27 protein-coding genes, 6 tRNA genes and 1 pseudogene are annotated in these 23,239 nt (G+C 71.0%); 13 read left to right on the top strand and 21 right to left on the bottom strand.

Annotation, left to right across the window (positions count from 1 at the left end; translation table 11 throughout):
* The first annotated feature begins 319 nt into the window (after positions 1-319).
* Positions 320-778: a Clp protease N-terminal domain-containing protein gene (locus IF29_RS0139035; RefSeq protein WP_030266437.1), complete on the top strand. Its 459-nt coding sequence runs from the start codon at positions 320-322 to the stop codon at positions 776-778.
* A 332-nt stretch (positions 779-1,110) separates the two neighbouring features.
* Here IF29_RS0139035 and IF29_RS46625 read toward each other — a convergent pair.
* The 4 genes and pseudogenes from IF29_RS46625 to IF29_RS0139020 all read right to left on the bottom strand — a co-directional run bounded on the left by IF29_RS46625 (position 1,111) and on the right by IF29_RS0139020 (position 3,811).
* Positions 1,111-1,200 (bottom strand): annotated as a pseudogene (locus tag IF29_RS46625).
* 22 nt (positions 1,201-1,222) lie between these two features.
* Complete coding sequence (locus IF29_RS0139030; RefSeq protein ID WP_030266434.1) at positions 1,223-1,954, bottom strand: DUF7873 family protein; 732 nt, start codon at positions 1,952-1,954, stop codon at positions 1,223-1,225.
* 100 nt (positions 1,955-2,054) lie between these two features.
* Entirely contained in the window at positions 2,055-2,915 is an 861-nt protein-coding gene (locus tag IF29_RS0139025; RefSeq protein WP_030266431.1) for an alpha/beta fold hydrolase, read from the bottom strand.
* On the bottom strand, positions 2,912-3,811 hold the full coding sequence (locus IF29_RS0139020; RefSeq protein WP_030266429.1) for an alpha/beta hydrolase: 900 nt from the start codon (positions 3,809-3,811) through the stop codon (positions 2,912-2,914). Before IF29_RS0139020 ends, IF29_RS0139025 begins: the two co-directional genes overlap by 4 nt.
* A 166-nt stretch (positions 3,812-3,977) precedes the next feature.
* Here IF29_RS0139020 and IF29_RS0139015 point away from each other — a divergent pair, with 166 nt between their 5' ends.
* A complete protein-coding gene (locus tag IF29_RS0139015) occupies positions 3,978-4,610 on the top strand; it encodes a TetR/AcrR family transcriptional regulator (protein ID WP_030266427.1) in 633 nt (210 codons plus the stop codon).
* Positions 4,611-4,623: 13 nt separating this feature from the next.
* Here the strand turns inward: IF29_RS0139015 and IF29_RS0139010 are convergent, their stop codons facing one another.
* The 3 genes from IF29_RS0139010 to IF29_RS0139000 form a co-directional block, all read right to left on the bottom strand.
* Positions 4,624-5,118 carry a hypothetical protein gene (locus IF29_RS0139010; RefSeq protein ID WP_157624158.1) on the bottom strand — a complete coding sequence of 165 codons (495 nt, stop codon included), beginning with the start codon at positions 5,116-5,118 and terminating at the stop codon, positions 4,624-4,626.
* Positions 5,119-5,237: 119 nt separating this feature from the next.
* Positions 5,238-6,080, bottom strand: coding sequence for a peptidoglycan-binding protein (locus IF29_RS47205; protein ID WP_030266422.1), 843 nt, complete (start codon positions 6,078-6,080; stop codon positions 5,238-5,240).
* Positions 6,081-6,263: 183 nt separating this feature from the next.
* On the bottom strand, positions 6,264-6,881 hold the full coding sequence (locus tag IF29_RS0139000; RefSeq protein ID WP_051726616.1) for a peroxiredoxin-like family protein: 618 nt from the start codon (positions 6,879-6,881) through the stop codon (positions 6,264-6,266).
* A 71-nt stretch (positions 6,882-6,952) separates the two neighbouring features.
* On the opposite strand from IF29_RS0139000, the gene IF29_RS0138995 reads away from it, so the two are divergent.
* From IF29_RS0138995 to IF29_RS0138980, 4 genes are all read left to right on the top strand, one after another.
* Entirely contained in the window at positions 6,953-7,579 is a 627-nt protein-coding gene (locus tag IF29_RS0138995; RefSeq protein WP_030266416.1) for a TetR/AcrR family transcriptional regulator, read from the top strand.
* Between the two features lie 100 nt (positions 7,580-7,679).
* The gene (locus IF29_RS44210) at positions 7,680-8,288 is read left to right on the top strand and encodes an RNA polymerase sigma factor (protein WP_051726615.1); all 609 of its coding nucleotides are present in this window, start codon (positions 7,680-7,682) and stop codon (positions 8,286-8,288) included.
* Positions 8,242-8,808, top strand: a complete 567-nt coding sequence (locus tag IF29_RS47200; RefSeq protein WP_030266412.1) for a hypothetical protein — start codon at positions 8,242-8,244, stop codon at positions 8,806-8,808. The genes IF29_RS44210 and IF29_RS47200 overlap by 47 nt, the downstream gene beginning before the upstream one ends.
* Positions 8,757-10,118, top strand: coding sequence for an MFS transporter (locus IF29_RS0138980; protein ID WP_332262573.1), 1,362 nt, complete (start codon positions 8,757-8,759; stop codon positions 10,116-10,118). The genes IF29_RS47200 and IF29_RS0138980 overlap by 52 nt, the downstream gene beginning before the upstream one ends.
* On the opposite strand, the gene IF29_RS0138975 is transcribed toward IF29_RS0138980, so the two are convergent.
* Positions 10,012-11,283 (bottom strand): MFS transporter, encoded by a 1,272-nt coding sequence (locus tag IF29_RS0138975; RefSeq protein WP_084715496.1) that lies wholly within the window; start codon positions 11,281-11,283, stop codon positions 10,012-10,014. The genes IF29_RS0138980 and IF29_RS0138975 overlap by 107 nt on opposite strands.
* A gap of 51 nt (positions 11,284-11,334) precedes the next feature.
* Between IF29_RS0138975 and IF29_RS0138970 the strand changes: the two genes are divergently transcribed.
* From IF29_RS0138970 to IF29_RS42875, 3 genes are all read left to right on the top strand, one after another.
* Complete coding sequence (locus tag IF29_RS0138970; RefSeq protein WP_232242820.1) at positions 11,335-11,763, top strand: MerR family DNA-binding protein; 429 nt, start codon at positions 11,335-11,337, stop codon at positions 11,761-11,763.
* Positions 11,764-11,858: 95 nt separating this feature from the next.
* Complete coding sequence (locus IF29_RS0138965; RefSeq protein ID WP_030266399.1) at positions 11,859-12,110, top strand: hypothetical protein; 252 nt, start codon at positions 11,859-11,861, stop codon at positions 12,108-12,110.
* Positions 12,111-12,135: 25 nt separating this feature from the next.
* A complete protein-coding gene (locus IF29_RS42875) occupies positions 12,136-12,417 on the top strand; it encodes a hypothetical protein (RefSeq protein ID WP_037598390.1) in 282 nt (93 codons plus the stop codon).
* Between the two features lie 6 nt (positions 12,418-12,423).
* On the opposite strand, the gene IF29_RS0138955 is transcribed toward IF29_RS42875, so the two are convergent.
* The 9 genes from IF29_RS0138955 to IF29_RS0138925 form a co-directional block, all read right to left on the bottom strand.
* Positions 12,424-12,496: transfer RNA gene (locus IF29_RS0138955), tRNA-Gln, on the bottom strand.
* A gap of 5 nt (positions 12,497-12,501) precedes the next feature.
* Positions 12,502-12,584 (bottom strand) — tRNA-Ser (locus tag IF29_RS46615).
* 4 nt (positions 12,585-12,588) lie between these two features.
* Positions 12,589-12,673, bottom strand: a tRNA-Ser gene (locus IF29_RS0138950).
* A 1-nt stretch (position 12,674) separates the two neighbouring features.
* A tRNA-Leu gene (locus IF29_RS0138945) sits at positions 12,675-12,748 on the bottom strand.
* Between the two features lie 13 nt (positions 12,749-12,761).
* A tRNA-Leu gene (locus IF29_RS46610) sits at positions 12,762-12,834 on the bottom strand.
* A 97-nt stretch (positions 12,835-12,931) separates the two neighbouring features.
* Positions 12,932-13,008, bottom strand: a tRNA-Met gene (locus IF29_RS0138940).
* Positions 13,009-13,080: 72 nt separating this feature from the next.
* A complete protein-coding gene (locus IF29_RS0138935) occupies positions 13,081-13,278 on the bottom strand; it encodes a hypothetical protein (RefSeq protein WP_030266395.1) in 198 nt (65 codons plus the stop codon).
* On the bottom strand, positions 13,275-13,496 hold the full coding sequence (locus IF29_RS46605; RefSeq protein ID WP_157624157.1) for a hypothetical protein: 222 nt from the start codon (positions 13,494-13,496) through the stop codon (positions 13,275-13,277). Before IF29_RS46605 ends, IF29_RS0138935 begins: the two co-directional genes overlap by 4 nt.
* Before the next feature lie 93 nt (positions 13,497-13,589).
* Positions 13,590-14,780 (bottom strand): helix-turn-helix domain-containing protein, encoded by a 1,191-nt coding sequence (locus IF29_RS0138925; protein ID WP_030266391.1) that lies wholly within the window; start codon positions 14,778-14,780, stop codon positions 13,590-13,592.
* Between the two features lie 123 nt (positions 14,781-14,903).
* On the opposite strand from IF29_RS0138925, the gene IF29_RS0138920 reads away from it, so the two are divergent.
* The 3 genes from IF29_RS0138920 to IF29_RS0138905 all read left to right on the top strand — a co-directional run bounded on the left by IF29_RS0138920 (position 14,904) and on the right by IF29_RS0138905 (position 17,293).
* Positions 14,904-15,620 carry an HAD family hydrolase gene (locus IF29_RS0138920; RefSeq protein WP_030266389.1) on the top strand — a complete coding sequence of 239 codons (717 nt, stop codon included), beginning with the start codon at positions 14,904-14,906 and terminating at the stop codon, positions 15,618-15,620.
* A 502-nt stretch (positions 15,621-16,122) separates the two neighbouring features.
* Positions 16,123-16,845, top strand: coding sequence for a hypothetical protein (locus IF29_RS0138915; RefSeq protein ID WP_030266386.1), 723 nt, complete (start codon positions 16,123-16,125; stop codon positions 16,843-16,845).
* A 121-nt stretch (positions 16,846-16,966) separates the two neighbouring features.
* The gene (locus IF29_RS0138905; protein ID WP_030266384.1) at positions 16,967-17,293 is read left to right on the top strand and encodes a 4a-hydroxytetrahydrobiopterin dehydratase; all 327 of its coding nucleotides are present in this window, start codon (positions 16,967-16,969) and stop codon (positions 17,291-17,293) included.
* 131 nt (positions 17,294-17,424) lie between these two features.
* Here IF29_RS0138905 and IF29_RS0138900 read toward each other — a convergent pair whose 3' ends face one another.
* Together IF29_RS0138900 and IF29_RS0138895 are read right to left on the bottom strand one after the other, a co-directional pair.
* Entirely contained in the window at positions 17,425-18,843 is a 1,419-nt protein-coding gene (locus IF29_RS0138900; protein ID WP_030266380.1) for a sugar porter family MFS transporter, read from the bottom strand.
* A 173-nt stretch (positions 18,844-19,016) separates the two neighbouring features.
* Positions 19,017-19,679 carry an FMN-binding negative transcriptional regulator gene (locus IF29_RS0138895; protein WP_030266377.1) on the bottom strand — a complete coding sequence of 221 codons (663 nt, stop codon included), beginning with the start codon at positions 19,677-19,679 and terminating at the stop codon, positions 19,017-19,019.
* A 73-nt stretch (positions 19,680-19,752) separates the two neighbouring features.
* Here IF29_RS0138895 and IF29_RS0138890 point away from each other — a divergent pair, with 73 nt between their 5' ends.
* Positions 19,753-21,099 carry an aminotransferase class I/II-fold pyridoxal phosphate-dependent enzyme gene (locus IF29_RS0138890; protein WP_037598386.1) on the top strand — a complete coding sequence of 449 codons (1,347 nt, stop codon included), beginning with the start codon at positions 19,753-19,755 and terminating at the stop codon, positions 21,097-21,099.
* A gap of 65 nt (positions 21,100-21,164) precedes the next feature.
* Here the strand turns inward: IF29_RS0138890 and IF29_RS44205 are convergent, their stop codons facing one another.
* Together IF29_RS44205 and IF29_RS0138880 are read right to left on the bottom strand one after the other, a co-directional pair.
* Complete coding sequence (locus IF29_RS44205) at positions 21,165-22,808, bottom strand: VWA domain-containing protein (RefSeq protein ID WP_051726613.1); 1,644 nt, start codon at positions 22,806-22,808, stop codon at positions 21,165-21,167.
* 149 nt (positions 22,809-22,957) lie between these two features.
* Positions 22,958-23,224 (bottom strand): DUF5302 domain-containing protein, encoded by a 267-nt coding sequence (locus IF29_RS0138880; protein ID WP_030266367.1) that lies wholly within the window; start codon positions 23,222-23,224, stop codon positions 22,958-22,960.
* Positions 23,225-23,239: the final 15 nt, after the last annotated feature.

Genomic DNA, 23,239 nt, shown 5'->3' with positions numbered 1-23,239 from the left:
GTGCAACCGCGCGCCGGATGGCGAATGGCGGCGCGTAGGGTGGCGGACGTGTGGAACAGGGCAGTTGGGGGGCGGTCCCGGAGGCCGGGACTCCGGCTGCGGGTCAGCTGAAGCTGGGTGTTCGCTGTGGGACGATCGTATCTGTGGGTTGACTCCTGCTCACGCTGCGCAGCAGACTTCGACGTGGCGACCGGCAGCCGGCCGCTGCTTCTTCTGCCCCGTCCCTGCTGACGATGTGGTGGACCACGTGTTCCCTGACCTCTATGGTGCCGAAGACGTTCACAGCGAACGCGGGCGCCGACTCCCCGAGCCGGCAGGTGTGCTCGCGCCGGTGATGGCCCGCGCCCGGCGGCGCGCCGTCCGCGCGGGTGACGCCGAGATCGACAGCGGGCACCTGCTGCACGCCCTGCTCGAATCCGACGAGCAGGTGCTCGGCCTGGCCGCCCCGCAGCCCACCCAGGCGACCCGGCTGATGGGGTACCTGGCCCAGCGCAGCATCGGTTTCGGTCGCGACTGGCAGCAGGGGGAGGGCGAGAGTGCGGACGAAGGGGCCGGCATACCCAGGCAGCGACTGGCGCTGCAGCCGGGGTTGAGCGATGCCGCGGAGGCCGCGGTCGGCCGGGCCCGGGTCGCCGCCCTGGTACGGGACGCCGGGGAGGCGGACCCGCTGGACCTGCTCGCCGAACTGGCCTCCGACCCGGGCAGCCGGGCCGCCAAGATGCTCAAGGGCGCCGGCGCCGACCCGTCCGAAGTGGCCGTCCGGGCACGGCAGCGCTGAGGCCGGTCCGGTGCGACGGCCGACGGGTTGGGGACGAGACGGGGTGGGGGACGTGACGAGACCCGGGAGCGGTATCCATCTCCCGGGCCTCTGGTGATGCCACCCAATTGCTGGCGCCAGCACGTTGAAGAGTTGCGGATCATTCTCAAATCGCCGTGTTCTGCCTTTGAACTACCCCTGCGCGCTGGAGCAGGGGGCCGGACTTGAACCGGCATCCGACGATGGTCGTCCGCACTCGCTCGATCTGGCGCTCGGCGGCGAATACTGAATCTGGAGCGAGAGTCTGAGATTGATCGCGGCTGCCTCTGCCTGCTTGGGCTACCCCGGCCCGCTGGTGCCGGGGGGAGGAGTCGAACCTCCACTGGACCGCGTCGGTCACGACAAGCTTCAGTTTCAGCTTGCGCTCCTTGGCGCACCCCGCCCGAGGACGGGGGGTCTGTGGGGCTACCCGAAGAGGTAGCCGAACACCTTTCCGCCGACGCGCCGGTCGCTGACCTCCGCGCCGTTGGCCTCCTCCCGGGCGTACTTGACCGCCTGCTGCAGCTTCTCCACCCGCTCCAGCAGGTCGTTGACCCGCTTCGCGGGCAGGGCCCCGGAGAACTTGACGGTGGTCCAGTAGCCGACGGCGACGTCCTCCGTGTAGACCTCGACCTGTGCCGGGTGCTTCTCGGTGGCCTCGGCCTTGACGTGGTTCCGCATCACCTTGCGGGTGCGGATGGTCCGGGTCGGCTCGGTGCGCCAGGAGTCCGTCGACTCGTCCCGCGACCAGGCCTCCGAGGCGTCCAGCACCGGCAGTTTCTTCACGAAGGTGTGCAGGTCCACCAACTGCTTCTCCAGGAACAGCAGATAGCTGACCGGTGCACCCTCGACGATGACGTCGCCGTCGACCACGACGTCGGCCTTGGCCGTGCAGTTGGCCCAGTCCTTGGTCGCGGTGACGTCGAAGAGACGGGTCAGCGTGGTGGCGGTGGACCTCAGCACGTCCTCGGCCTTCACCTGCACCCGGGTCGACTCGGGCGGGAACTGGTCGCCCTCCTCGTCCTTGGGCTGGTAGGTCCGCGAGATGCCGGCCAGGAGCGCGGTCTTCTGGACGTCGTGGTGCGCCTGGGTGAGGTCGGCGAAGGACTTGGACTTGACGCCCTTCTCCACCGCGATGATCTGATTGAGCTTGGTCACGCTCACTCCCTTCGAGCCGGGTCGAACGCTAGCACGGAGATCGCGTGGGGCAGTTGGGATTTATCGGGCTTCCCGTCCCGTCGGCGGGCTTCCGGTCCGGTCAGCGGACCTCCTCCCCGCGGGCCGGCTCCCGGACGAACGCGCGGATCAGCCCGGCCAGTTCGGCCGGCTGGTCCAGCGGGATAAGCGTGCGGCTGTCCGGTACCTCGACCAGCCGCCCCTGCGGCAGCAGTCGGGCCAGCCGCCGGCCGTGCTCGACCGGCATCACCCGGTCCCCGTCGGCCCAGACCACCAGCGCCGGTCTGTCGAACGACGGCAGCGACTCGGCTGCGCGGAGCAGGAGTTGACGATCCGTGAAGGCCGCCCGGAGCATCCGCACCGCGTCCCTCCGGATGCCCTGCTGCCCCATCGCCGGTCGGACCCAGCGGGCGGTGGCGGCGTCCCCGCGCCGGGTGAGCCACCCGAAGGCGATCGGCAGCCGTCGCAGCGCACGCAGCCGCATCTGCTGCATGAACAGGCCGAACAGCCGCGGCGGGAGCCTGCCGGCGAGCGCGAGGGTCTTGCCGGTCAGCCCCGGTGGAAAGTTGTCGAACGCCTCGCAGGAGACGAGCACGGCCCGGTCCACCCGGGGGTTGCCCTCGCCCATCAGCAACTGCACCAGTGCGCCGCCGGTGTCGTTGCCGACGAGGGTGACCTGTTGAAGGTCGAGCCGCTCCAGCAACTCCGCCACCAGCGAGGCGATCCCGGGCAGCGAGAGGTCGGCGTCGGCGTGCACCGGATGCAGGTGCGCACCGAACGGCAGGGTCGGCGCCACACAACGGTGGTCGGCCGACAGGTCGGTGACCACCGCGTCCCACAGCGAGGCGTCCATCAGCATCCCGTGCAGCAGCACGACTGGCGGACCGTCACCACCGGTGTCCTGGAGGGCGATCGTCCCGGTGGACAGTTCGATACCGGTCATGGCAGATGCCGGCGCAGGAAGGACAGTTCGGCCTCGACGGCCTGCTCGTGCGACTCCAGGAACGGCGCGTAGTGCCGGCCGGGGAGCCGGACCAGCTCCCCGGCCGGGGCCAGCGCGGCCGCGCGGACGCCGGGCTCCGGGAGCACGCTGCTGTCCTGGTCGCAGACGACCACCAGCAGCGGGCAGCGCACCTGCGCGGCCTCGAGCCCCGGCCGGTAGCGGCCGACCTGGAGCGCGATCCGGGCGGCGACCGTCTGCTCCCAGTCGGGGTGGCGGTGGTCGGGGTCCAGCGCCCGCTGGCCGTCCATGGCGTCCGGGGTGGTCAGCGACGCGACCGCACCGCGCACCCCCGCTGCCGGCACCAGCAGCGGCTTCCGGCCGACCAGCGCGCCGAGGGCGTCCGCGACGGCCAGGCCGGTCAGCCGCAGCAGCGCGAGCGGGGTCATGCTGTGCAGCGCGTTGGGCGCGGCGGCCCTGCCGTCGGCGAGCGGTGTCTGCGCGATCACCGAGGCCAACTGCGGGTTGTCCGCGGCGATCCGGATGACATGGCCGCCCGACAACGAGAAGCCCCAGAGCGAGATCGCCGCCGGGTCGACGTCGGGGAGTCCGGCCGCGAAGCCGATCGCGGCCTGCCAGTCGGCGAGCTGTTCGCCGATGTCGACGACCTGGCGGGGAGCGCCCCCGCTCTCGCCGAACCGGCGGTAGTCGAAGGCGAGGACGGCGAACCCGGCCTCGTTGAACCGCCGGGCGAACAGCTCGCTGGCCGGCTCCTTGGTGACCGAGGTCCCGCCGGCCATGATCACGCAGCCGCCGTTGGTCCCGGGGTGGTGCAGCGCGGCGCACTCGACGCCGCCGCTGGCGAAGCTGACTTTCTGCGGTCGGACGGACACCCTCATGGAGACCTCCATCGTCTGGTGCTGAGCCATCCCTGTGAGAAGTGAACCACGTGGCTCACTATTGCGTCAGGACTTTCGGTGCGATCGGGCGACGTCCTCGTCGCGATCGGCGGGCCTGGCATCATCGGTCGGGTCGTGCACCCACTGCGAGAGAGGACGTCCGACCATGGACGCTGCCGATACGACGGCCGGTTATCGGCGCTCGACGGGATCACGGCGCGGCGAGGCCAGGCGCCAGGACCTGCTCCGCCGGGTCACCGACGACCTGGCGGTCAACGGCCTGGCGGACTTCTCGCTGCGCCGCGCCGCACGGTCGGCCGGCACCACCCACAAGGTGCTGCTCTACTACTTCGACGGCGTCGAGGACCTGCTCAAGCAGGCGGTCTTCGAACTGCGCGGACGGCGGATCGACAATGCGCTGACCGCCGCCCAGGGCTCCGGCCGGCCGGCCCCGCAGACGCTGGCGGACCGGGTGCGCGCCATCTGGCCGATCCTGATGGGCGAGGAGACCGGGCTGCGGCGCGTCCTCGACCAGGCCATCGGCCTGGCGATGTACGACCCGGTGCGCTACGCGGAACTGGGGCAGGGGGCGACCAAGCAGTACCTGCCCTCGCTGCTGTCGCTCTGCCCGGAGGGCTGGTCCGACCAGCGGAAACTCGAGGTCGCGGAGATGATCCTGGCGACCCTGCGGGGTTTCGTCGTGGACCGGGCGACCGGCAACGGGGACCTGTCCGGGGCCGACGCCGGGTTCGAGGCGCTGGCCCGCGCGCTGGAGCGGGAGGAGGCCGCGGACGCGTAGCGTCCAGCTCGGGTTACGCAGGTTCGGCAGGCTGCGCGGGCACAGGGTCTGTGGACTCAGGCTTTGTGGGCACAGGGTGCGTGGGCTCAGGGTTTCCGGGCTCGGAAGGATCGGCAGGGCGGACCGGCCCGGCGGTGCCGTCGCCGATGAGCATCGAGAAGATCAGCACGACGATGCCGCCACCCAGCACCGCCCCGGCCCAGCCGCCGCGCGTGATCCTGGCCGAGGCACAGACCTGGCCGGGGGCGCCGGAGTACCCGCCTCCGTCCTTGCCCAGCACATCGTCCCCGGACGGTGAGACGACGGAGCCGCAGTGCAGGTAGACGGGGGAATCGAGCTGGTCCGACTGGGCGGAGCTGAGCGTCGGGTCGACGGGCAGGAACAGCATCACGACCGCGGCGACGGCGGCGAGCAGGGTCAGTACCGCTCCCACCCTGACCGCCGTCGGCAGGGTGCCCACCGTCGAGCCCGGTCGTACGGCTGATGGTGCGGTCGTGTCCGTGGCCATGGTCATCCCCCGGTGATCGGCTCTCGAAGTGCGTCACTCTATCGGGGCGGCCGGGGGGTTGGGCTGAGGTTCGGTCAGGGGTTCGGTCAGGGGTTCGCGCGTGGGTTCGGGCGGGGCGGTCAGCGGACGGTGAAACCGTGTTTGCTGCCCAGTCTGGCGAGGCTGGTCTGGCCGGGGATGCCGTTGGCGTCGGGGCCGGTGAAGCCGAGGCGGCGCTGCCAGGCGGCGTAGGCGGTCACGGTGTCGGTGCCGAAGGAGCCGTCGACCCGTTGCGCGGGGAGCAGCCCCTCGGACTGCAGGGCCTGCTCGACCGGGAGGACGTCCGCGCGGTGCGCGGCGCTGCCCTGCGGGGCGGGGCCGTCGCGATGGGCGGAGTCGATGACATTGGCGAGGCTGACGGTGACGCTCCGGCTAGACGCGGAGGACCAGCGCCAGGACGTCACCGCCAGGCCGCCACGGTAGTCGTGCGGATCGGCGGTCGGCGGGCACTGCCCGTCCGGGAAGCGCGGCGCGAAGTACCCGGTCACGTAGGAGCTGGTGCGCGCGTGCGAGTGGCTCCACACGCCGTTGCCCTGACCGTTGTCGCTGGCACCGCTCTGGATGCTGTTGCCGCCCTTGGTGTAGACGTCGGTGGCGTCGAAACCGACGACGATCTCGGTGTGCGCGCCGTTGCCGAAGTCGACCTCGGCACCGACGCTGGGGTACTCCGACCACTGGCCGTTCGCCTTGGCATGGGCGGCGATCGCGGACACGTTGTCGAGCTTGGGCACGATGGCACTCAGCCCCACGTCGTTGAACATGTCCCAGTCAAAAATCGCGCACCAGCTGACGCCGTCCTCGCCGTACTCCTTGCCGAACTGGGTCCGGTTGTCCCAGCCCTCGCCGCTCACCCAGGTCTCGTAGACCCGCTCCGGGATGGACATGACGTGGTCGACGAGCTGCTTCCACTGCGGTGTGGCCATGCTGGCGACCTCCCGGGCCGGTGCGGCGAGCCGGGCGGCCGCACCGCCGCCCGGTCAGGGAAGCGTTTCGAACTCCGACCGGGCCGGTCGGCAGTGACCCGCAGTTGTTCGGCAATTGCCCGGAGATGCAGGTGAACTGATCAACCATTGAGCGTTTTTGGGCGTGACCTGAGTGGTTGTGATTCAGGGGATGGTCCGGTGCGCCGCTGCGGGCGCCTCGGCGGCCAGGGCCAGCAGGTCGTCGACCGACCACTGGTCGCCCGCGTGTTCGCCGTACTTGCAGGCGGCGATGCGGCCGTCGGTCGTGATCAGGAAGTCCGCGGGCAGGCCGAGGCGGCCGCCGGAGGGCCTGGTGGCGGGGAGGTGCCCCCGACGGCGCAGGACCGCCCACAGGCCGCGGGCCACCGCGTTCAGCACGATCGGCCAGGCGCGGGGGTCGAGCAGCGCTCGGGGTGCGGACTCGACGCCGAACTCCCGGTAGAGCCGCTTCCCGGGGTCGCCGACGACGGCGAAGGGCAGGTCGGCGACGTGCGGGAGCAGTTCCGGCGCGCCCGCGTGGAAGACCGCCACCTCGCGGATCCCGGCTGCACGGAGCTCCTCGTGGCGCACCGCGATCGAGCGAAGGTGCAGATTGCAGATCGGGCAGCCGGCGAACCGCCGGAACTGCAGGTGCGTCAGCCGTGCGCCGGAGTCCGGCAGCAGGCTGACGGGTCCGCCGTTGACGGTGTCGAGCGAGCGCTCGGCGATGGCGTCCCCCGGCTGGAACTTCCTGTCCGTGGTGCCGCTGGCTTCCCTGGACATGTTGCCGCCCCCTTGTAGGTGTATGGCGTACGCCTACGACGCTATGCGCGTATGTTGTACGCTGTCAAGCCATGCCCCGCCCACGCTCCCTGACGCACGATCAGATCGCTGCCGCCGCGCTCGCGGTCATCGACCGGGACGGACCGGCCGGCCTGTCGATGCGCGCCGTGGGCAGCGAACTGCGGATGAGCACCATGGCGCTGTACCGCTACGTCCGGGACCGCGAGCAGTTGGAGGGCCTGGTGGTGGCCGGCGTCCTCGCCTCGGCGGAGTTGGCCACCCCGCCGGAGGCGCCCTGGACCGAACGGCTCACGCTGCTGGTCGAACGGGTCCGCGCGGCCGTCGCCGCACACCCCTCGGTGGTGCCGCTGCTCCTGCTGCACCGGCACGACTCGGCCGCCTCGTTGGCCTGGGGCGAAGCCATGTTGGGGGTCCTGACGGAGGCAGGCTTCTCCGGAGTGCAGCGGGTGGTCGCCTTCCGCGCCCTGCTCAGCTATCTGATCGGCGCGCTCCAGGTCGAGCACCTGGGACCGCTGTCGGGAACCGGCACCGTCGCGATCGCCGGACTGCCGTCGGCGGACTACCCGCACCTGGCCGCCACCGCGCGCGACGCCCGGTCTGTCCCGCCGGAGCAGGAGTTCGGGCAGGGCCTCGCCATCCTGCTGCGCGGGCTGGAGTGCGGTCCCCAGCCCCGGTAGGCCGGTAGACCGATAGGCCGATGTCACGGATTCCGCGGCCGGGTGCACCTAGCTGTGTGGTCGGTGCTGTGCCGTCCTGGGGAGAAGGGAACTGCCGGGGGTGACCGAGGAATCCGTGTCCGATGAGGACTTCGTCCTGCTCTACCGGCAGCAGCGTTCGGCCCTGGTGTGGCACGTCCGAAGCCATGGCGCGAGCGAGGCGGAGGCGTGCGACGCGGTCCAGGAGGCCTTCGCGTCCGCGCTGCGCGCCAGGGATCGGATCCGCGACCCGGGCGCCTGGCCGGCCTGGTTGCGGACCGTCGCCGTGCGCTGGTACCTGCGATCGCTGCACGGGTCCGGTGGCCGTGCGGGCGGCGGTGGCCGGTCGCCGGTCGAAGTCGTTCTGGTGGCCGACCCGCCGGATCTGGTCGAGGCAGCGGGGACGACCGCTGACGCCGTCGACGCCGTGGAGGCGGGCCGGCAGCAGGAGTTCGTCCTCGCACTGCTCGCGGCGCTGCCGAACCGGCAGCGGCAGGTCTTCGGACTGCACTACGAGGGCTGGAGCACCGCCGAGATCGCCGCGTTGCTCGGAATGGAGCAGGCCGCGGTCCGGCAGAACATCGCCCGGGCCCGCCGCACGCTCAAGGAGTCGATCAGGGAGAGGTTGAAGGAGGGGAGCTCGGATGACCGACGATCAGGTGCACGACGACGGGTTCGACGAGACGGATGAGTTCGTACGGGGCGTCAGGGACGGCTACATCGCCCGCTCGGACGCGGTGTTCGACTTCGCCGCCGGGCTGGCCGACGTCCATCGGCGTGCCGGTCTGACGGAGGGTGACCTCTGCGCTCGGATCGATGCGCTCGCCTCCCTGCTGGACGCCGTCGAACGGCTTCAGGGTCCGGCGACCGGTGATGTCCGACGGGCGCGTGAGGGCCTGTTCGCCCTGCGCCACGCCGTGACGGCCCGGCCCCGGCCCCGGGCCGAGGTCGAGCAACTGCTCGGCACGGTCGCCGACCACCTCGACCGTGCCGATCGAGTCCTCCGGGACCGCAGGGGTATGTCCCTCGACGGGATGATCCGCCAGAGCCTCGGCGATGTGCTCGACCGTCCGGTCGACACCGCATCCGAGTTGCGCACCCTGCGCGGCCGGATCACGGCCGGGTTCGGCCTCCCGCAGGACGGCGCCTCCGCCAGGCCGTGGACCCGCGGCGGAGCAGCGCCGGAGGCCGGCGGCAGGCATCGGTCGTGAGAGCAGGCGTGTTGCGCGGCCCTGAGGGCCGTGATTTCCGTACCTTCTGGGCTGGATACGCCACCTCGCTGCTCGGTACGGCGATGTCGACCCCCGCGGTCGCCTTCGCCGTGCTGGACGGCGGCGGCGACGCAGCCGACCTGGGTTGGGTGATGGCGGCGGGGATCGCGCCCCAGGTCGTCTTCCTACTGCTCGGCGGCGTGGCCGCGGACCGGTTCGGCCGACGGCGGGTGATGCTGGGCGCGGATGCGCTTCGGTGCGCGGCGCAGGCGGCCTTCGCCGCCGCACTGCTGCTCGACCACGGACGGCCGCAGATCTGGCTGTTCGTGCTGCTGGCGGCGGTCCGGGGAACGGGGGAGGGGTTCTTCCGACCGGCGCTGAGCGCCCTCACCGTCGAGATCACCCCGGTCGACCGGCTCGGCGACGCCAACGCCCTGTTGGGGCTGGCGCGTTCGGCCGCCGCGGTCGCCGGTCCGGCGCTGGCCGGCCTGCTGATCACGGTCGCCGGCCCGGCGGTCGTCATCGCCGTCGACGCCGCCTCCTACGGGGTGAGCGTGCTGGCCCTGGGGCGGCTTCGCATTCCGGCATCGTCGCTCGTGGCGGCAGCGAGCCGATCGCTGCGCCGCGACCTCGCGGAGGGCTGGGCGGAGTTCCGGGCGCATTCCTGGCTGGTGGTCACCACGGTGCAGTTCACCTTTGTGAACCTGGTGGTCTGGGGGCCTTTCCTGCTGCTCGGGCCGGTGCTGTTCGACCGGCGGCCCGGCGGCGCCGGAGCCTGGGGCCTGACCATGGCGGCGTACGGAGCGGGGGCCGTGGCGGGCGGGCTGCTGGCGCTGGGCCGTCGGCCCGGGCGCCCACTGGTCGGCGCCACCGTTGCCACGCTGGGGTACGGCGTCCCATGCGCGCTCCTGGCCGTGCACGCCGGGGTGGCGCTGATCGCCGCGGGCGCGCTGGTTGCGGGGGCCGGCTCGGCGCTGGCTGCGGCCTTCAGCGGTACCGTCCTGCAGCAGCAGGTCCCCGCCGGGGCGCTCGCGCGGGTCAGTTCCTTCCAGACCTTGGGCAGCTACTCGGCCGGCCCGTTGGGGCTCGCGGCGGCCGGCCCTGCGGCCGCTCTGTTCGGCGCGGGCACCGTCCTGGCGTTCGCCGCCGCCTGGGCGACACTGAGCGCACTGGCCGTCCTCGCCGCACCCGCCGTCCGACGGATCACCTGGCCGCCGCCTCCGACGGGGACGGGTGCTGACGCACATCCGTCAGACGGCTCCGCCGCCGTGCCCGGAGCCGTGACGCGGCGGCGACGAGGGCGAGGGTGACGGTTGCAATGCCCGAGGCGGCCAGCACCTGACGGGGGCCCAGGGCCACGGTCAGCGGACCCCCGAGGGCGGTGCCGACGGGTGCGGCGGTGAGCAGCGCCGCACCGCGGGCGGCCAGGACCGTGGTGAGCAGGGCCGCCGGGGTGCGGTCCTGGAAGAGGGTGAACGTCAGCGCCGTGAACGGCCCGTAGATCGCACCGCCGACCCCGAAACAGACGAGTGAGACGCTCACGGACGCACCAAGGCCGAAGGGCACCAGAGTCAGGCCCCAACCGGCGACGATGGCGAGGGTGACCGGCCATAGCGGCAGCTTGCGCAGGGCGGTCGCGGACAGGGCGCCGAGAACGGCCCCCACTCCGAAGAGCGTCCAGTACAGACCGAGGAGGTCCGCGCCGGAGTGCAGATCCTGGGTGACATGCAGCGGGAGTGCCACCTCCACCGGCCCGTAGAGGAAGTTGAAGAACCAGGTGAGGGCGAGGATTCCGAAGAGCTCCGGCTGGCCGCGCAACACTCGCAGGCCGGCCTTCGATCGGCCGGTGTCGGGCGGCTCCGCCGTCGGTGTGGGCCCGTTCGGGTTGCCGAGCCGGCCGGTCTGGAGCGCGAGGACGGCGAAGCTCACGGCGTCGAAGCCGATGATCCAGGCAGGGCCGACTGCGGTCGCCAGTAGTCCGGCGAGTGCAGGCCCGACGATGACGGCCGCGGTGGCGCTCGAACTGATCAGCGCGTTCGCGGCCAGACGCTGCTCCGGTGGCAGGATCTCGGCGAGCAGAGAGTACTTTCCCGCGCTTCCCCAGGCGTGCAGCATCGAGGAACCGGCCAGCAGGGCGATGTAGAGGACCGGATTCAGCACACCCGCGGCCCACGCCAGCGGCACCGAGCCGAGCAGCAGTGCACGGAGCCCGCTGTCCGCGGCCAGCAGGCGCCGGGCCGGGAGGCGGCGCAGCCAACGGCCGAAGACCAGCGCGCCGAGCGCCCCGGGCAGGGCGTAGGCGGCGATCGCCGCACCGACGACCAGGCCGGACTGCCCCGGCGGCGCGATGACGACCGCCAGCCAGGCGACGGCGACCACGCTCATCCCGTCACCCAGATCGGAGGCGGCCAGTGCGGGCAGCAGCCGTCGGAGCTCGACATGGGCGAAGAGCGGCCGGTAGGAGCGCGGCAGCATGCGGGTTGTCGACGGGAGGGCCACCCGTTCAGACTCAGGGTTCAAGCACGCTTGAAGTCAAGTGACGTCGAGGGGGACGGATCAGTGCGGGAACTGGCCATCGGGGACCTCGCGCGGCAGGTCGGGATGCGGGCTTCCGCACTGCGGTACTACGAGAGCGTCGGCCTGCTGCCTCAGGCGGCGAGGGTCGCGGGGCGGCGGGTCTATCCGGTCAGCACCGTTCGGCGGATCGCGTTGATCAGGATGGCCCAGCGAGCCGGGTTCACGCTCGCCGAGATCCGCCAGTTGCTGAGCGCCGACGGCGACCACGGTGCCACTGGGCAGTGGCGGACCCTCGCCGAACGCAAGCTCCCCGAGCTGGACCGGTCCATCGAGCAGCTGCGAGTGCTGCGGGATGCCGTCGCCGAGTGTCTGCTCTGCGGCTGCATGAACTTCGAGAGCTGTCGGCTGCTCGCCCCGGGCGCCGACCAGGATGTTTGAGGACTACCGGCTGATTACACTGCGTGGCCTCCAGTGTCCAGATGGTGACGGTCCGCTGGGTCGCGAGGAGCCCCGCGCCGTCGGATGATCGGGGCATGGACGACGTGAGCGGTCGTACCGCGAAGGTGTGGATCAAGGATGAGGTCGAAGGTGAGGCCGATCCGAAGCATGTCGTGATGCAGGTCTACGACCCCCGGAAGCACCCCCTGAGCGCCGAGGTCGTGGTCCGGACCAGGCACGACGTCATCGCCGTCGCCGACGAGTACGGGGTCCGGCTGGACCAGGTGCGGTTCGTCGGCGACAGCGCGAAGACCGTGGACGAGAACTCCGGTCCGGCGCGCAGCTGACCCGGACCGTCGCCCGTCCGGCCGAGTGACCTTCACCCAGGAGCGGGAGGCCGCAGTGGACCGCGAAGAGCTTCGAGCGCAGTTGGAGGCCGAGGGCTTCCGGAGCAACGCCTACTGCCTGGACGGCGGACTGCCCGACAACGCCTACTGCCTGGACCGCGACGGCGCCGACTGGATCGCCTACCACTGGGGCCGCGGCAGTTGCTCCTGGCTCCGCCGCTTTCGCGCCGAGTCACCTGCCTGCGAATACCTGCTGGGCCTGATCCGTGAGGACGCCCGGGCCCGAAAGGCCGCGCATCCCCAGTGATTCACGCTCCCCGCCGAGGATTCGAACCTCGATCTTCGCTTCCAGAGAGCGATGTGACTGCCGATTGCACCAACGGGGATCGAGCGGAAGGTGCGGGAGTTGAACCCGCAGCGGTATCACCCGCCACGCTTTTCTGGAGCGCTTGGCACGCCGATGCCGGACCTTCCAACGCGGAGGATGCAGGATTCGAACCTGCGCAGGCGTCAACCTGACGACGGCTTAGCAAGCCGCTGCCTTACCACTCGGCCAATCCTCCGTAGCGCTGACAGGAGTCGAACCTGCAACCGACGGTCCCTCAGACCGCCCCCTCTGCCAGTTGGGGCACAGCGCCTTGTTGCTTTGCGTAGCGTCGGTGCGATTCGAACGCACACTGGACCGGTCCTGAACCGGCTCCCTCTGCCGTTGGGGTACGACGCCTTGTTGATGCAATTGCCGTGCGCTGCCGAGGAATCGAACCTCGCAAGCCCGAAGGCGCAGGGGTTACAGCCCCGCTCGTGTCCCAGCACTCAACGCTTGGTGGCGGGTACGGGATTCGAACCCGTGACCTAAGGCTTATGAGGCCTTCGCGCTGACCCGCTGCGCCAACCCGCAGCACCAATCGTAGGAAGCAAGTAATTCAGGAGCTAATGGTTTTTGCGCACCGGCGTGCGCCCCGACATACCGTCACCCCGACCACGTCCGCGGCCGGTCCACAGCCACCGGCTTGCGCAGACCGACATGCTCCTGGTGTCGCACGAGGGTGTAGCCGGGGCCGGCATCGCGCTCGATCTCCCCGACGATGACGCCGTCGCACACCCACTCGTCGCACCAGGTGCACACGCCCGCCGCCCGGCCAGCGGCCGGCTCCGTCTTCTCGCTCATGCCCGCACGGCCTGTTGGGCAAGTCGGAAGCAGTTGGTGTAGCCGTATTCCTCACCGAGGTGGCCCATGTCGACGTTCTTGCCATCCGGGCCGATCGGCAGGACCGGGCCGGTTGAGCTCGGCGGTTCGGTGCACATGTCGCAGCGGACCGGATCGGGCTGGGCGGCGGCGCGAGTGCGCCTTGCCGCCTGCTGCTTCGAGGGAGCGTCCGTAATCACTCGGATGCCTTTCGTCGCTGTCCTGAAAGCGACGTTAGGGATGATCCGCGAGGGCGGTTCGTGCTCTCAGCACGGCCGTGCCCACAGCACGGGTCAGAGCATGTCCATGCGTCCGGCCAGTTGCTCCGCCTGGCGGGCCTGCATCGCCCGCGCCCGACGCATCAGCCCGACGACCATGGTTCGTGCCAGCTCAGCCCGAGACAGGTCCTCAGGGGCCAACTGCTCCGCCTGTAGCAGGTGCAGCAGCACTGCCGGATCCTCGCGCCGCAGGTCGTGGCAGCGCGCAACCTCCAGCAGGAACGTGAACCTTCGCTCCAGCGACGGCAGCCGGCTGGTGTCGATCTGGTCGGCGTCGTGCAGAGCCTCGCTGGCCTCGCCTGCCTCCATTTCGATGCTCATCGCATGGAGCGCGACATTAGTCGGACCGAACACGGTCCACATGACATTGCCCTCTCCGGCCTGCTTAGCTGCCGGGGCCGCCGCGCTCCGCAGTCGGTCCCGGGCAGCCCACCAGTCCTTGCGGCGGGCCGAGGCCATCACCGTCACCAGCTGGAGCGCGCCGGCCATCGCCGCGCAGTCCGCATCGCCTCCCTGCGCACGGTGCTTCAGTTGTTCGCTGCCCTTCCGTGCGACTTGTTCGGCGGCGTCGGGGTCGCCGGCGGCGAGGAGGGCGTGCCCGAGATTCCACTGTGCGGCAGCGATCCTCAGCGGGTCGTCAGCGTCCTCAGCTGCGCGTACGGCCCGGTCGGCAGCCATCATCGACAGGTCCGTGCGCCCGGCTCGCCGCAGGTAGGAGCGCAGCAGGAAGTACAGGTCCGCGGAGACCCGCAGTGTTTCGCGCCGCCGCTCGCTGTCACCGGTGCGGTGTGCTCGGACGGCATGCTCAGTGTCGGTGATGAGGTCCGGCAATACGTCAGCGGCGTCCGTGAAGCGGGTCGGCGAGGACTGCCAGGATCGCCACGCGGCCTCGACGCGCTCGCGCAGTACTTCCGGCCCCGCGGGATCCGTGGACCGCGGAGGCCCGAAGCCCATCAGGGCCCGCGCGATGGACGGGGCGGCCGTGTCCTCGGCTGTGACGGTCACGGTGGTGCCTTCGGACAGCAGAGCGGCGACGGGCACTCCGAGTTCCTGGGCGATCCGGTGAAGGACTGCGATTGTGGGGATCCGCAGTCCGCGCTCGATTTGCGAGTAGTAGTCCACGGAGATTCCGGCCAGCCCGGCGATGACGTCCTGCTGGCGGGTGCCGCGGAAGTGGCGCACCCGGGCGCCGATGGGTAGATTCACGGCCGCCTCCGCTCTCGCCCTTGTAGCCTTGTTTGCCAGCCTAGGGCGGTCAATGACGCAGCGTCCCCTCTCCGACCACTCGTGTGACAGGGTTGGGTTCTGGCCGATGGGACGGAGCGGGCTATGGCGGGGTACCGGCTGGTGCTGTGGGATGTGGACCACACCCTGATCGCCTCCGGTGGCGTAGGGAGTTCAATCTCCCAGCAGGCCTTCCTCGCGGTCACCGGCCGCCGTCAGGAGTACCACCCGAACGTGTCCGGGCGTACCGAGCGAGCGATTCTCGCCGAGTCGTGCCGCCTGCACGGCCTGGACCCCGACGACTACCGGTTCGACGACTACGCCGACGCCCTTGCTCAGGGCTACCTACGGCGCGCCGGCGAACTACGCGAGCGAGGCCAGGCCTTGCCCGGTGCGACGAACATCCTCGCTGCCACGGCCAGGCTCGAAGGGGTACGGCAGACTGTGGTGACCGGCAACGTTCGCCGCGTTGCCGAGATCAAACTCCAGGTCTTCGGCTTGGACCGGCACATCGACTTCGACCTCGGCGGTTACGCGGAGGACTCCGATGTCCGCGCGGACCTCGTCCGCACCGCATATGCGCGGGCCACCTCCGCCGATGGGCTGGCCTACGGCATTCAGGAGTCCCTCGTCATCGGCGACACGCCGTCAGACATCGAGGCTGCTCATTTGGCAGGCGCCGTCGCCCTTGGGGTGGCAACGGGCAGGACCAGCGCGGCCGAGCTCCTGGACGTCGGCGCGGATGCCGTAGTGGTGGACTTGGCCGATACGGACTGCGTCGTCGAGATGATCCGCGACGGCGTCGAACCTGCGGCTTCGTGAACCCCCGATCGGCTCAGCGTCCTGGTCAACGACCCGAGGGGCGGCCGGCTGGTCGGCTCTGCTTGGGGCGACGGCAGACGGTGATGGGTGGCGGTGGTTTCTCGAGGCGGGGGCCGCCATGATTCCTACGGACCTGAACGGCTACGCTCGCGAGGTCCGAACGTCACGCCTTGGAAGCAGAGCGACGTTGAATTTCGTTATAGGTAGCGCGATCTTCGGCGCTGGATTGGCGTGCATCATTCGCTCTGGGCGCACGATTGACAGTGCCAACCCGCCATGGACGCCACGCGAGCGGCGATGGGTTCTCGCCGGGCTCGTTTTGATGTTTACCGGCCTGATCGTTCATCACTCGCTTTCCCCTTTCTGGGAGAGCAGAGCGTCGGCCGTCCCGGGTACGTGCCCAGGGCGGCCAAGGTCGCATGACAATGACAATCGTCCGGCCGTTCCCTCGCAGATTATTGGAGCGATCGGCTGCTTGTGCAACAAGAGATATCGTCACGGCATGTCCGACGCTCTTGACGTAGGCGCAGCGCTGCAGGGCGGTCTCCGCGATCGTCATCACGCCTGGGAGTTCATCCGCGCGTTTACCGCGGCGTGGACCGGTCGGGGCGTTCAGGACGCGGACGGTGTCAGCGAGGCGGAACTGTCCACGGCAGAGGACGAACTCGGTGTTCGTCTGCCCGTGGCGGTCCGGGAGGGCTACGCCCTGCTGGGCCGCAGCCTCGCACTGACCTGCGTTCAAGACCCTCTGGTGCCAGCCACCGGCCTGTTCGTACTGGACGGCAACCTGATCTTCCGCCGCGAGAACCAGGGCTGCGCCTTCTGGGGCATCCCACTCGATCAGATCGATCTGGACGACCCACCCGTCGTCGTCCAGACACACGACGGCTGGATGCCCTTCCTGGACCGAATGTCGACGGCATGGGTCGAGCTCGTGCTCAGTGAGTCGATGTTCGCCGGTGACGGCCCCGATGCGCTCTACGACGCCTGCGAACTCCCCGACGCGCTCCTGCCGACCCTCCAGCAGCGATACACGCGAGTCGACCTCCCGGACCATCCCATGTGGGCCAGCGCGGATGACTCTCCACTGCGCTGGTACGCCGCACCAGGCCGACTTCTCCGACACGACGGCACGCAGGATCACAGCTGGCTCCACGCCCGTGGTCACACGGTGGCGGACCTCGAGGACATCCGTAACGACCTACCAGGCGGATGGGTCCGCTGATCCAGCCGGAGCGGCGTAGGCGGAAGGAGTTGGGCGCCCTGTCGGCGGCGATGCCGCCGTGGCAGGATGCGCCGGTCGGGCGGGAGCTGGCCGGGGCCCTCGCTCCTGCACTGGAGGCGCCGTGAGCGAGCCCGTAGCCCTGACCGAGGACGAGATCGCCGAGGCCCTGAGCCGCGTGCCGCAGTGGGAGCGGAAGGGCGACAGCATCACCCGCCTGGTCAAGGTCCGCTACCACGCGGGGGTCGCGCTGATCGTCCACGTAGCAGACGTCTCCCGACTCACCCACCACCACGCCGACGTCAACCTGACCTTCGACGGCGTCCGCTTCACCGTCACCACCCACGACGCGGGCGGAGTACTGACCGAGGCCGACTTCACCCTGGCCGAGCGCATCGACGTCATCGCATCGGGGCACGCGGCCCGGTGGGACCTCGAACCGGTGGAGTGATCTGAGGCGTTGGACGAGTGACTGTGCAACGAGGGTCCATGGTCGGCGCTCCCCGGAGACTCCCCAGAGGCGCACGACAGGGGCCGCTCTCCACCGTGGAGATGCGGCCCCTGCTGTTCGGGAGTTGTTGCTCAGCCCATGGATTCCAGGGTTCGGCCCTTGGTCTCCTTGATGAAGAAGTAGACGAAGGGGATGGAGAGCAGGGCGAAGCAGGCGTAGATGACGTAGGTGGCCGAGAGGTTCCAGTCGGACATGGTCGGGAAGCTGACGGTGATGGCCCAGTTGGCGATCCACTGGGCCGATGCGGCGACGGAGAGGGCGAGGGCGCGGATCTTGTTGGGGAACATCTCGCCGAGCAGGACCCAGACCACGACGCCCCAGGAGAAGGCGAAGCAGAGGACGAAGACATGGGCGGCGACCAGGGCGACGGTCGCCTGGGTGTTGGGGAGGGTGGCGGTGGTGCCGGTGCCGTGGCGGTAGGAGAAGGCCCAGGCGGCCACGCCGAGGGCGACGGCCATGCCGGCGGAGCCGGCCAGGGCCAGCGGGCGGCGGCCGATGCGGTCGACCAGGGCGATGGCGATGACCGTACCGACGATGTTGACCAGTGAGGTGGAGACGCTGATCAACAGCGAGTTGCTGGCGTTGATGCCGACCGACTGCCACAGCAGCGAGGAGTAGTAGAAGATCACGTTGATGCCGACGAACTGCTGGAACACCGAGGCGCCGATGCCGATCCAGACGATCGTCTGCAGGCCGGCCCGGCCGCCCAGCAGGTCGCTCAGGCTGGCCTTGTGCTCGGAGGCCATGACCTGCTGGATCTCGGCGATCCGGGCGTCCGGGTCGCTGTCCTGGCCCTCGACGTCGCGCAGCACCTCGCGGGCCCGGTCCATCCTGCCGACGGAGATCAGGAAGCGCGGCGACTCGGGGATGGCGTAGGACATCAGGAAGTAGATCAGCGCGGGGACGGTCTCCACACCGAGCATCCACTGCCAGGCCTGGATGCCGGCGATGTGGTCGTTGGGGTTGCCGCCGGCGCCCTCGTTCAGGGCGTAGTTGACCAACTGGGAGATGAAGATGCCGAGCACGATCGCGCCCTGCTGGAACGAGGCGAGCCGTCCGCGCACAGCGGGCGGCGCGACCTCGGCGATGTAGGCGGGGGCGATGACGGAGGCCATGCCGATGGCGACACCGCCGACCACGCGCCAGACGCCGAGGACGAAGATGTTGGGCGGGAACATCGAGCCGACGCCGCTGATGGCGAACAGCACGGCGGCGATCTGCATGACCCGGATGCGGCCGATGCGGTCGGCGAGCCAGCCGGCGCCCATGGCGCCGACGGCCGAGCCCAGCAGCGCGACCGAGACCACCAGGGCGGTCTCGCCGCTGCCCACGCCGAAGTGGTGCTGGATGCCGGTGACGGCGCCGCTGATGACTGAGCTGTCGTAGCCGAAGAGGAAACCGCCCATCGCTGCTGCGGCGGCGATGAAGATGACGTGACCGAGGCTGCCCTCGCCGGAGGCTGGTTGCTGAGATGTCGCTGAACTGGTCAGTGTGGGCTCCCGGGAGTGCGGCGGGCCGCAGCGGAGGCCGCGTCCCCGAACTGATGGTCCGTCCGGCCAGCCTAGGAACGCGGGCCGACCGGGGACGGATGCCAGGCCGTTCCCTGGGCCGTCCGGGTGGATGCCTGCCCCGGACGGCCCACGGCATTCGGGGGCCGGTTGGATCAGTGTTCGACCGGGCAGTCACCAGGCTCGGCGAGCCGGGCGGCCCGGCGGCGCAGCAGCTGGGCGCGGGCGCCGGGGTCGGCCGGGCGGTCGCGCAGCAGCAGTTCCTCGGCCACCGCGGCCTGGAAGTCGGTCGTCTTCTTGTCGTCGTACTTGAACTTGGGGCGCACCTCCTCGATGTGCAGCCGCAGTCCCCGGATCGCGGACAGCATCCGACCGAACGGCGGTTGGCCGGGGACGATCGGACGGTGCGGCACATCCGGCTGGAAGTGCGCGGTCTGACGGTCCAGCAGGGCGGCCTTGGCGGCCGGGTCGTCCACCGGCTCGGCGGTGCAGACCAGGTGGACCGAGGCGTAGTAGGTGGTGGGGACGCCGTCCTCGGGCGGGGTGTCCGCGGGGGCGCGCCAGGGGCCGGGGACGAAGGCGTAGTCGTCGGTGACGGCCAGGGTGAGCCGGGGGTTGGCCTCGATGGCGGCCCAGACCGGGTTGGGCCGGGCCAGGTGCAGCACCACCTCGTCGCCGCCCTGGTAGACGAACTGGGTGGGCACCAGGATCGGGGCGGTGCCGTCCGGGCCGTTGGCGGCGAGTACGCCGAAGTCGCGGGTGGAGAGCCAGTCGCGCCACTCGTCGTCGCTGCCGCGGTCCCAGGGGTTGATCAGCATGGTCCAGACACCTCGCGTTACGGTCGTTGCGTCGCAGTCGACAGAAGTTATGCACTAGTGCATAGTGTTCTTTGTGCTAGGAGATTATCGGATCACGGGACGCCGGGCCACTGAGATCGCGGCCGACATCGAACACGCGGTCACCTCGGGCGCGCTGGAACCCGGGACGGCGCTGCCGCCGCTCCGCGATCTGGCCGCCGACCTGGGCGTCAACCCCAACACCGTGGCCGCCGCCTACCGGCTGCTGCGGGACCGCGGTGTGATCGAGACCGCAGGCCGGCGCGGCAGCCGGATCCGTTCCCGGCCCTCGCTCACCCCCCGCGACGCCTCCCGGCTGGCGGTGCCCGCGGGCACCCGCAACCTGTCCGACGGCAACCCCGACCTTGCGCTGCTGCCGGACCTGGAGGCGGCGGTGCGCGAGGCCGCGCTGGCCCACGCCGCCGATCCGGTGATGTACGGGGGACCGGCCGTCGACCCCCGGCTGCGCGCCCTGGCGCAGGCGTCGTTCGCCGCCGACGGCATTCCGGCCGGACCCGTCGGCGTCGCCTCCGGGTCGCTGGACGCCATCGAGCGGATCTTCCTGGCCCGGCTGCGCCCCGGTGACCCGGTGGCGGTCGAGGACCCGGGCTGGGGCAGCCTGCTGGACCTGCTGCCGGCCCTGGGGCTGAAGGCCGTCCCGGTCGCCGTCGACGACGAGGGGCCGGTCGTCGCGGACGTCGCCAGGGCGCTGGAGCAGGGCGTCCGTGCGCTGGTCGTCACCGGTCGGGCGCAGAACCCCACCGGCGCCGCGGTCGGCGCCGAGCGCGCCGCCGCGCTGCGCGGGCTGCTGGCGGCCCGTCCGGGGGTGCTGCTGGTCGAGGACGACCACGGCCACGGCATCGTCGACCTGCCCTTCCACCCCCTCTGCGCCGGGCCGGACGGTCGGCCGACCACCACGACCTGGGCGGTGCTGCGCTCCGCGGCCAAGTCGCTCGGCCCGGACCTGCGGGTGGCCGTGCTCACCGGCGACCCGGAGACCATGGACCGGGTGCGCGGACGGCAGCGCCTGGGTGCGGGCTGGGTCAGCCATCTGCTGCAGCGCACCGTCGCCGCGCTGTGGCAGGCCGAGGACAGCGCCCCCGCGGCGGCCTCCTACCGGGTCCGGCGGGACGCGCTGCTCCGGGGACTGGCCGAACGCGGGGTGCCGGCCCGGGGCCGGAGCGGCCTCAATGTCTGGATCCCGGTGCCGGACGAGACCGCGGCCGTCGCCGGGCTGCTCCAGCGCGGGTGGGCGGTGGCGCCCGGGGCGCGGTTCCGGCTGGGTTCGGCGCCGGGCGTCCGGCTGACGGTCTCGCAGCTGACGGAGGACGAGATGCCGGGGCTGGCCGAGGACGTAGCCGCGGTGCTGCGGGGCAGGGACGGGGACGTCCGGGGGGTGTGACGCCCCCGGACGCGCCCGGACGCGCCCGGCCCGCCGCGAGGCGGCGGCTCAGCCGTGCCGACGGCTCAGCCGATGAGCAGGCCCTGGGCCCTGGCGCGCTGCAGCCAGTTCGGGTACTCGGCCGTCATCAGGTCGTACAACTGCTCGTCGGAGAGGTTCGCCGGGTCCTGGACGCAGAAGAAGTCGGCGTTGTCGATGAAGCGGCCCGGCAGGTCGTCCAGCTCCTCCAGGAAGCGGAAGGTGCCGTCGCCCCAGTTGGACGCCATCGCCGAGAACCTGCGGGCGAAGCGGGACTGCTTGCCGGGCGGCGGTGCCGACTCGGCGACCTGCGGGGCGTCGACCGACTTGGAGGACCGCCCTATTCCCATGAACTGCCAGAACAGCGGTTCGTAGCTGGAGGAGAGGACATGGGCCTTGGTGGCCGCCTCGCTGGTGGTGTGACCGTCCGTCACGAACATCACGTAGACCGGCTGGCGGTCCGAGATCGGGCTGTGGCGCGGGTCGGCCGAACCGAAGTACTGCTGGCGGATCAGGTGCATGGCGGCGGCGTAGTCGGTACCACCCTCCAGCCGCCACTGCTGCAGCATCCGGTCGGTCCAGCCCTGGTAGCTGTCCATGCCGACGCTGCCAGCCTCGTGGCCGCGGGCGCCGAACAGGAACACGTCGACCTCGGCGTTGTCGTCGAAGCGCAGACCGAGGGCGAGGACCCGCTCGACCAGTGACTGCACCTTGCCGGAGCGGTAGAGGCCGCCCATCGAGCCGGAGATGTCGAGGCAGAGCGCGACCCGGGCGGTGTGCTCGGACAGGCCGCGCTTCTCCAGGGTGACCGCGGCGCGCTTGGTGAGGTCGAGCAGGTTGCGGTCGCCGCGGTCGGCGAGCTGCTTCTCCAGGTTGATGAGCTTCTGCTTCTTGAGGCTTATCGGAGCGCCCGGTGCGGACCCCGCGGGGGCGGGGGCAGGCGGCGCGGGCTGCTGGTACTGCTGGGATTGCGGTTGCTGGGGTTGCGGCTGCTGGTACTGCGGCTGCTGGTACGGGGGTTGAGCCTGCGGCTGCTGGTACTGCGGCGGGGGCGGGCCGAAGCCCACCGGCTGCTGCGGCGCCGGCGGCTGGTAGGGCTGCGGGGCGGGTGCCGGGGCCGGCGGCTGGTACGGCTGCGCGGCCGGAGCCGGGGCCGGTTCCGCGTCGCCCTCCACGGAGATGCCGAAGTCGGTGGCCAGTCCCTCCAGGCCGGAGGCGTAGCCCTGCCCGACCGCGCGGAACTTCCACTCCCCGGCCCGCCGGTAGAACTCGCCGAACAGGAACGCCGTCTCGCTGCTCGCGCCCTCGATGTCGAACTCGGCGACGCTGCCGCCGTCCTGGGTCATCACCCGCAGCCGCAGCCCCGGCACCTGGCCGAAGGTCCCGCCGTCGGCGGAGGCGCCCACCACGATGCGGTCGACCGCCGGCTCGATCGCGGCCAGGTCCAGCAGCACGGCGTCCATCATCTCGCCGGGCTGCGGCCGCTTGCCCTCGTGCCGGACCGCTCCGGAGGCGTGCTGGGGCTGGTTGTAGAAGATGAAGTCGGCGTCCGAACGGACCTTGCCGGAACTGTCCAGCAGCAGCGCGGACACGTCGACGTCCGGTGCGGGCGCATCGGTGCGCCAGCTCACCACCGCGTGCAGGGCGGTTGTCGGTACGGGGCAGTTGGAGCCCTTGCGCATCGAGGTCATGCGGACATCCTGCCTCCTGCGGCCCGTCTGACAAGGCATCCGTACCGTTCTGTGACGACCTCGCGTCGCTGCCGGGGCGGAACGGGAGCGGGGCGGTGACCCGACGGCCACCGCCCCGCTCCCGTTGTGTCTCCCTCGTGCCCGGAGCGTCAGCCGCTCTTGCGGCGGAAGTCGCGCTGTCCGCCGGACTTGCCGTGGGCGCCGTGGATCTTGGATGTCTCGGCGCTCCCGCCCGCGGTGGCGGCGTCGGCGTGCTGGCCGCTCTTGCGGGCCAGCGCCTCACGGAACTTGCGCTTCACATCCTCTGCCGGGTCGTTCGAGCCGTTCGCAGTCTGCTGCTCGGACGCGGCTTCACTCTCAGCCTCCGGCGCTGCCGCGTCGCCGGGGGTCTTGTCGGCCACTGCGTCTTCAGCCATGGGGGCCTCCTATCG

The organism is Streptacidiphilus jeojiense (assembly GCF_000719095.1).
Classification (GTDB): domain Bacteria; phylum Actinomycetota; class Actinomycetes; order Streptomycetales; family Streptomycetaceae; genus Streptacidiphilus; species Streptacidiphilus jeojiensis.
Note: the sequence above shows the minus strand (reverse complement) of the source record. Positions and strands in the feature narration are given on the sequence as shown.

Bases quoted from the DNA above. Each gene is read 5' to 3' on its own strand.
- IF29_RS0139025 (WP_030266431.1), bottom strand. From the start codon at position 2,915: ATGACCGGTATCGAACTGTCCACCGGGACGATCGCCCTCCAGGACACC.
- IF29_RS0139020 (WP_030266429.1), bottom strand. From the start codon at position 3,811: ATGAGGGTGTCCGTCCGACCGCAGAAAGTCAGCTTCGCCAGCGGCGGC.
- IF29_RS0139015 (WP_030266427.1), top strand. From the start codon at position 3,978: ATGGACGCTGCCGATACGACGGCCGGTTATCGGCGCTCGACGGGATCA.
- IF29_RS0139010 (WP_157624158.1), bottom strand. From the start codon at position 5,118: ATGGCCACGGACACGACCGCACCATCAGCCGTACGACCGGGCTCGACG.
- IF29_RS47205 (WP_030266422.1), bottom strand. From the start codon at position 6,080: ATGGCCACACCGCAGTGGAAGCAGCTCGTCGACCACGTCATGTCCATC.
- IF29_RS0139000 (WP_051726616.1), bottom strand. From the start codon at position 6,881: ATGTCCAGGGAAGCCAGCGGCACCACGGACAGGAAGTTCCAGCCGGGG.
- IF29_RS0138995 (WP_030266416.1), top strand. From the start codon at position 6,953: ATGCCCCGCCCACGCTCCCTGACGCACGATCAGATCGCTGCCGCCGCG.
- IF29_RS47200 (WP_030266412.1), top strand. From the start codon at position 8,242: ATGACCGACGATCAGGTGCACGACGACGGGTTCGACGAGACGGATGAG.
- IF29_RS0138975 (WP_084715496.1), bottom strand. From the start codon at position 11,283: ATGCTGCCGCGCTCCTACCGGCCGCTCTTCGCCCATGTCGAGCTCCGA.
- IF29_RS0138965 (WP_030266399.1), top strand. From the start codon at position 11,859: ATGGACGACGTGAGCGGTCGTACCGCGAAGGTGTGGATCAAGGATGAG.
- IF29_RS0138935 (WP_030266395.1), bottom strand. From the start codon at position 13,278: ATGAGCGAGAAGACGGAGCCGGCCGCTGGCCGGGCGGCGGGCGTGTGC.
- IF29_RS0138920 (WP_030266389.1), top strand. From the start codon at position 14,904: ATGGCGGGGTACCGGCTGGTGCTGTGGGATGTGGACCACACCCTGATC.
- IF29_RS0138915 (WP_030266386.1), top strand. From the start codon at position 16,123: ATGTCCGACGCTCTTGACGTAGGCGCAGCGCTGCAGGGCGGTCTCCGC.
- IF29_RS0138895 (WP_030266377.1), bottom strand. From the start codon at position 19,679: ATGCTGATCAACCCCTGGGACCGCGGCAGCGACGACGAGTGGCGCGAC.
- IF29_RS44205 (WP_051726613.1), bottom strand. From the start codon at position 22,808: ATGACCTCGATGCGCAAGGGCTCCAACTGCCCCGTACCGACAACCGCC.
- IF29_RS0138880 (WP_030266367.1), bottom strand. From the start codon at position 23,224: ATGGCTGAAGACGCAGTGGCCGACAAGACCCCCGGCGACGCGGCAGCG.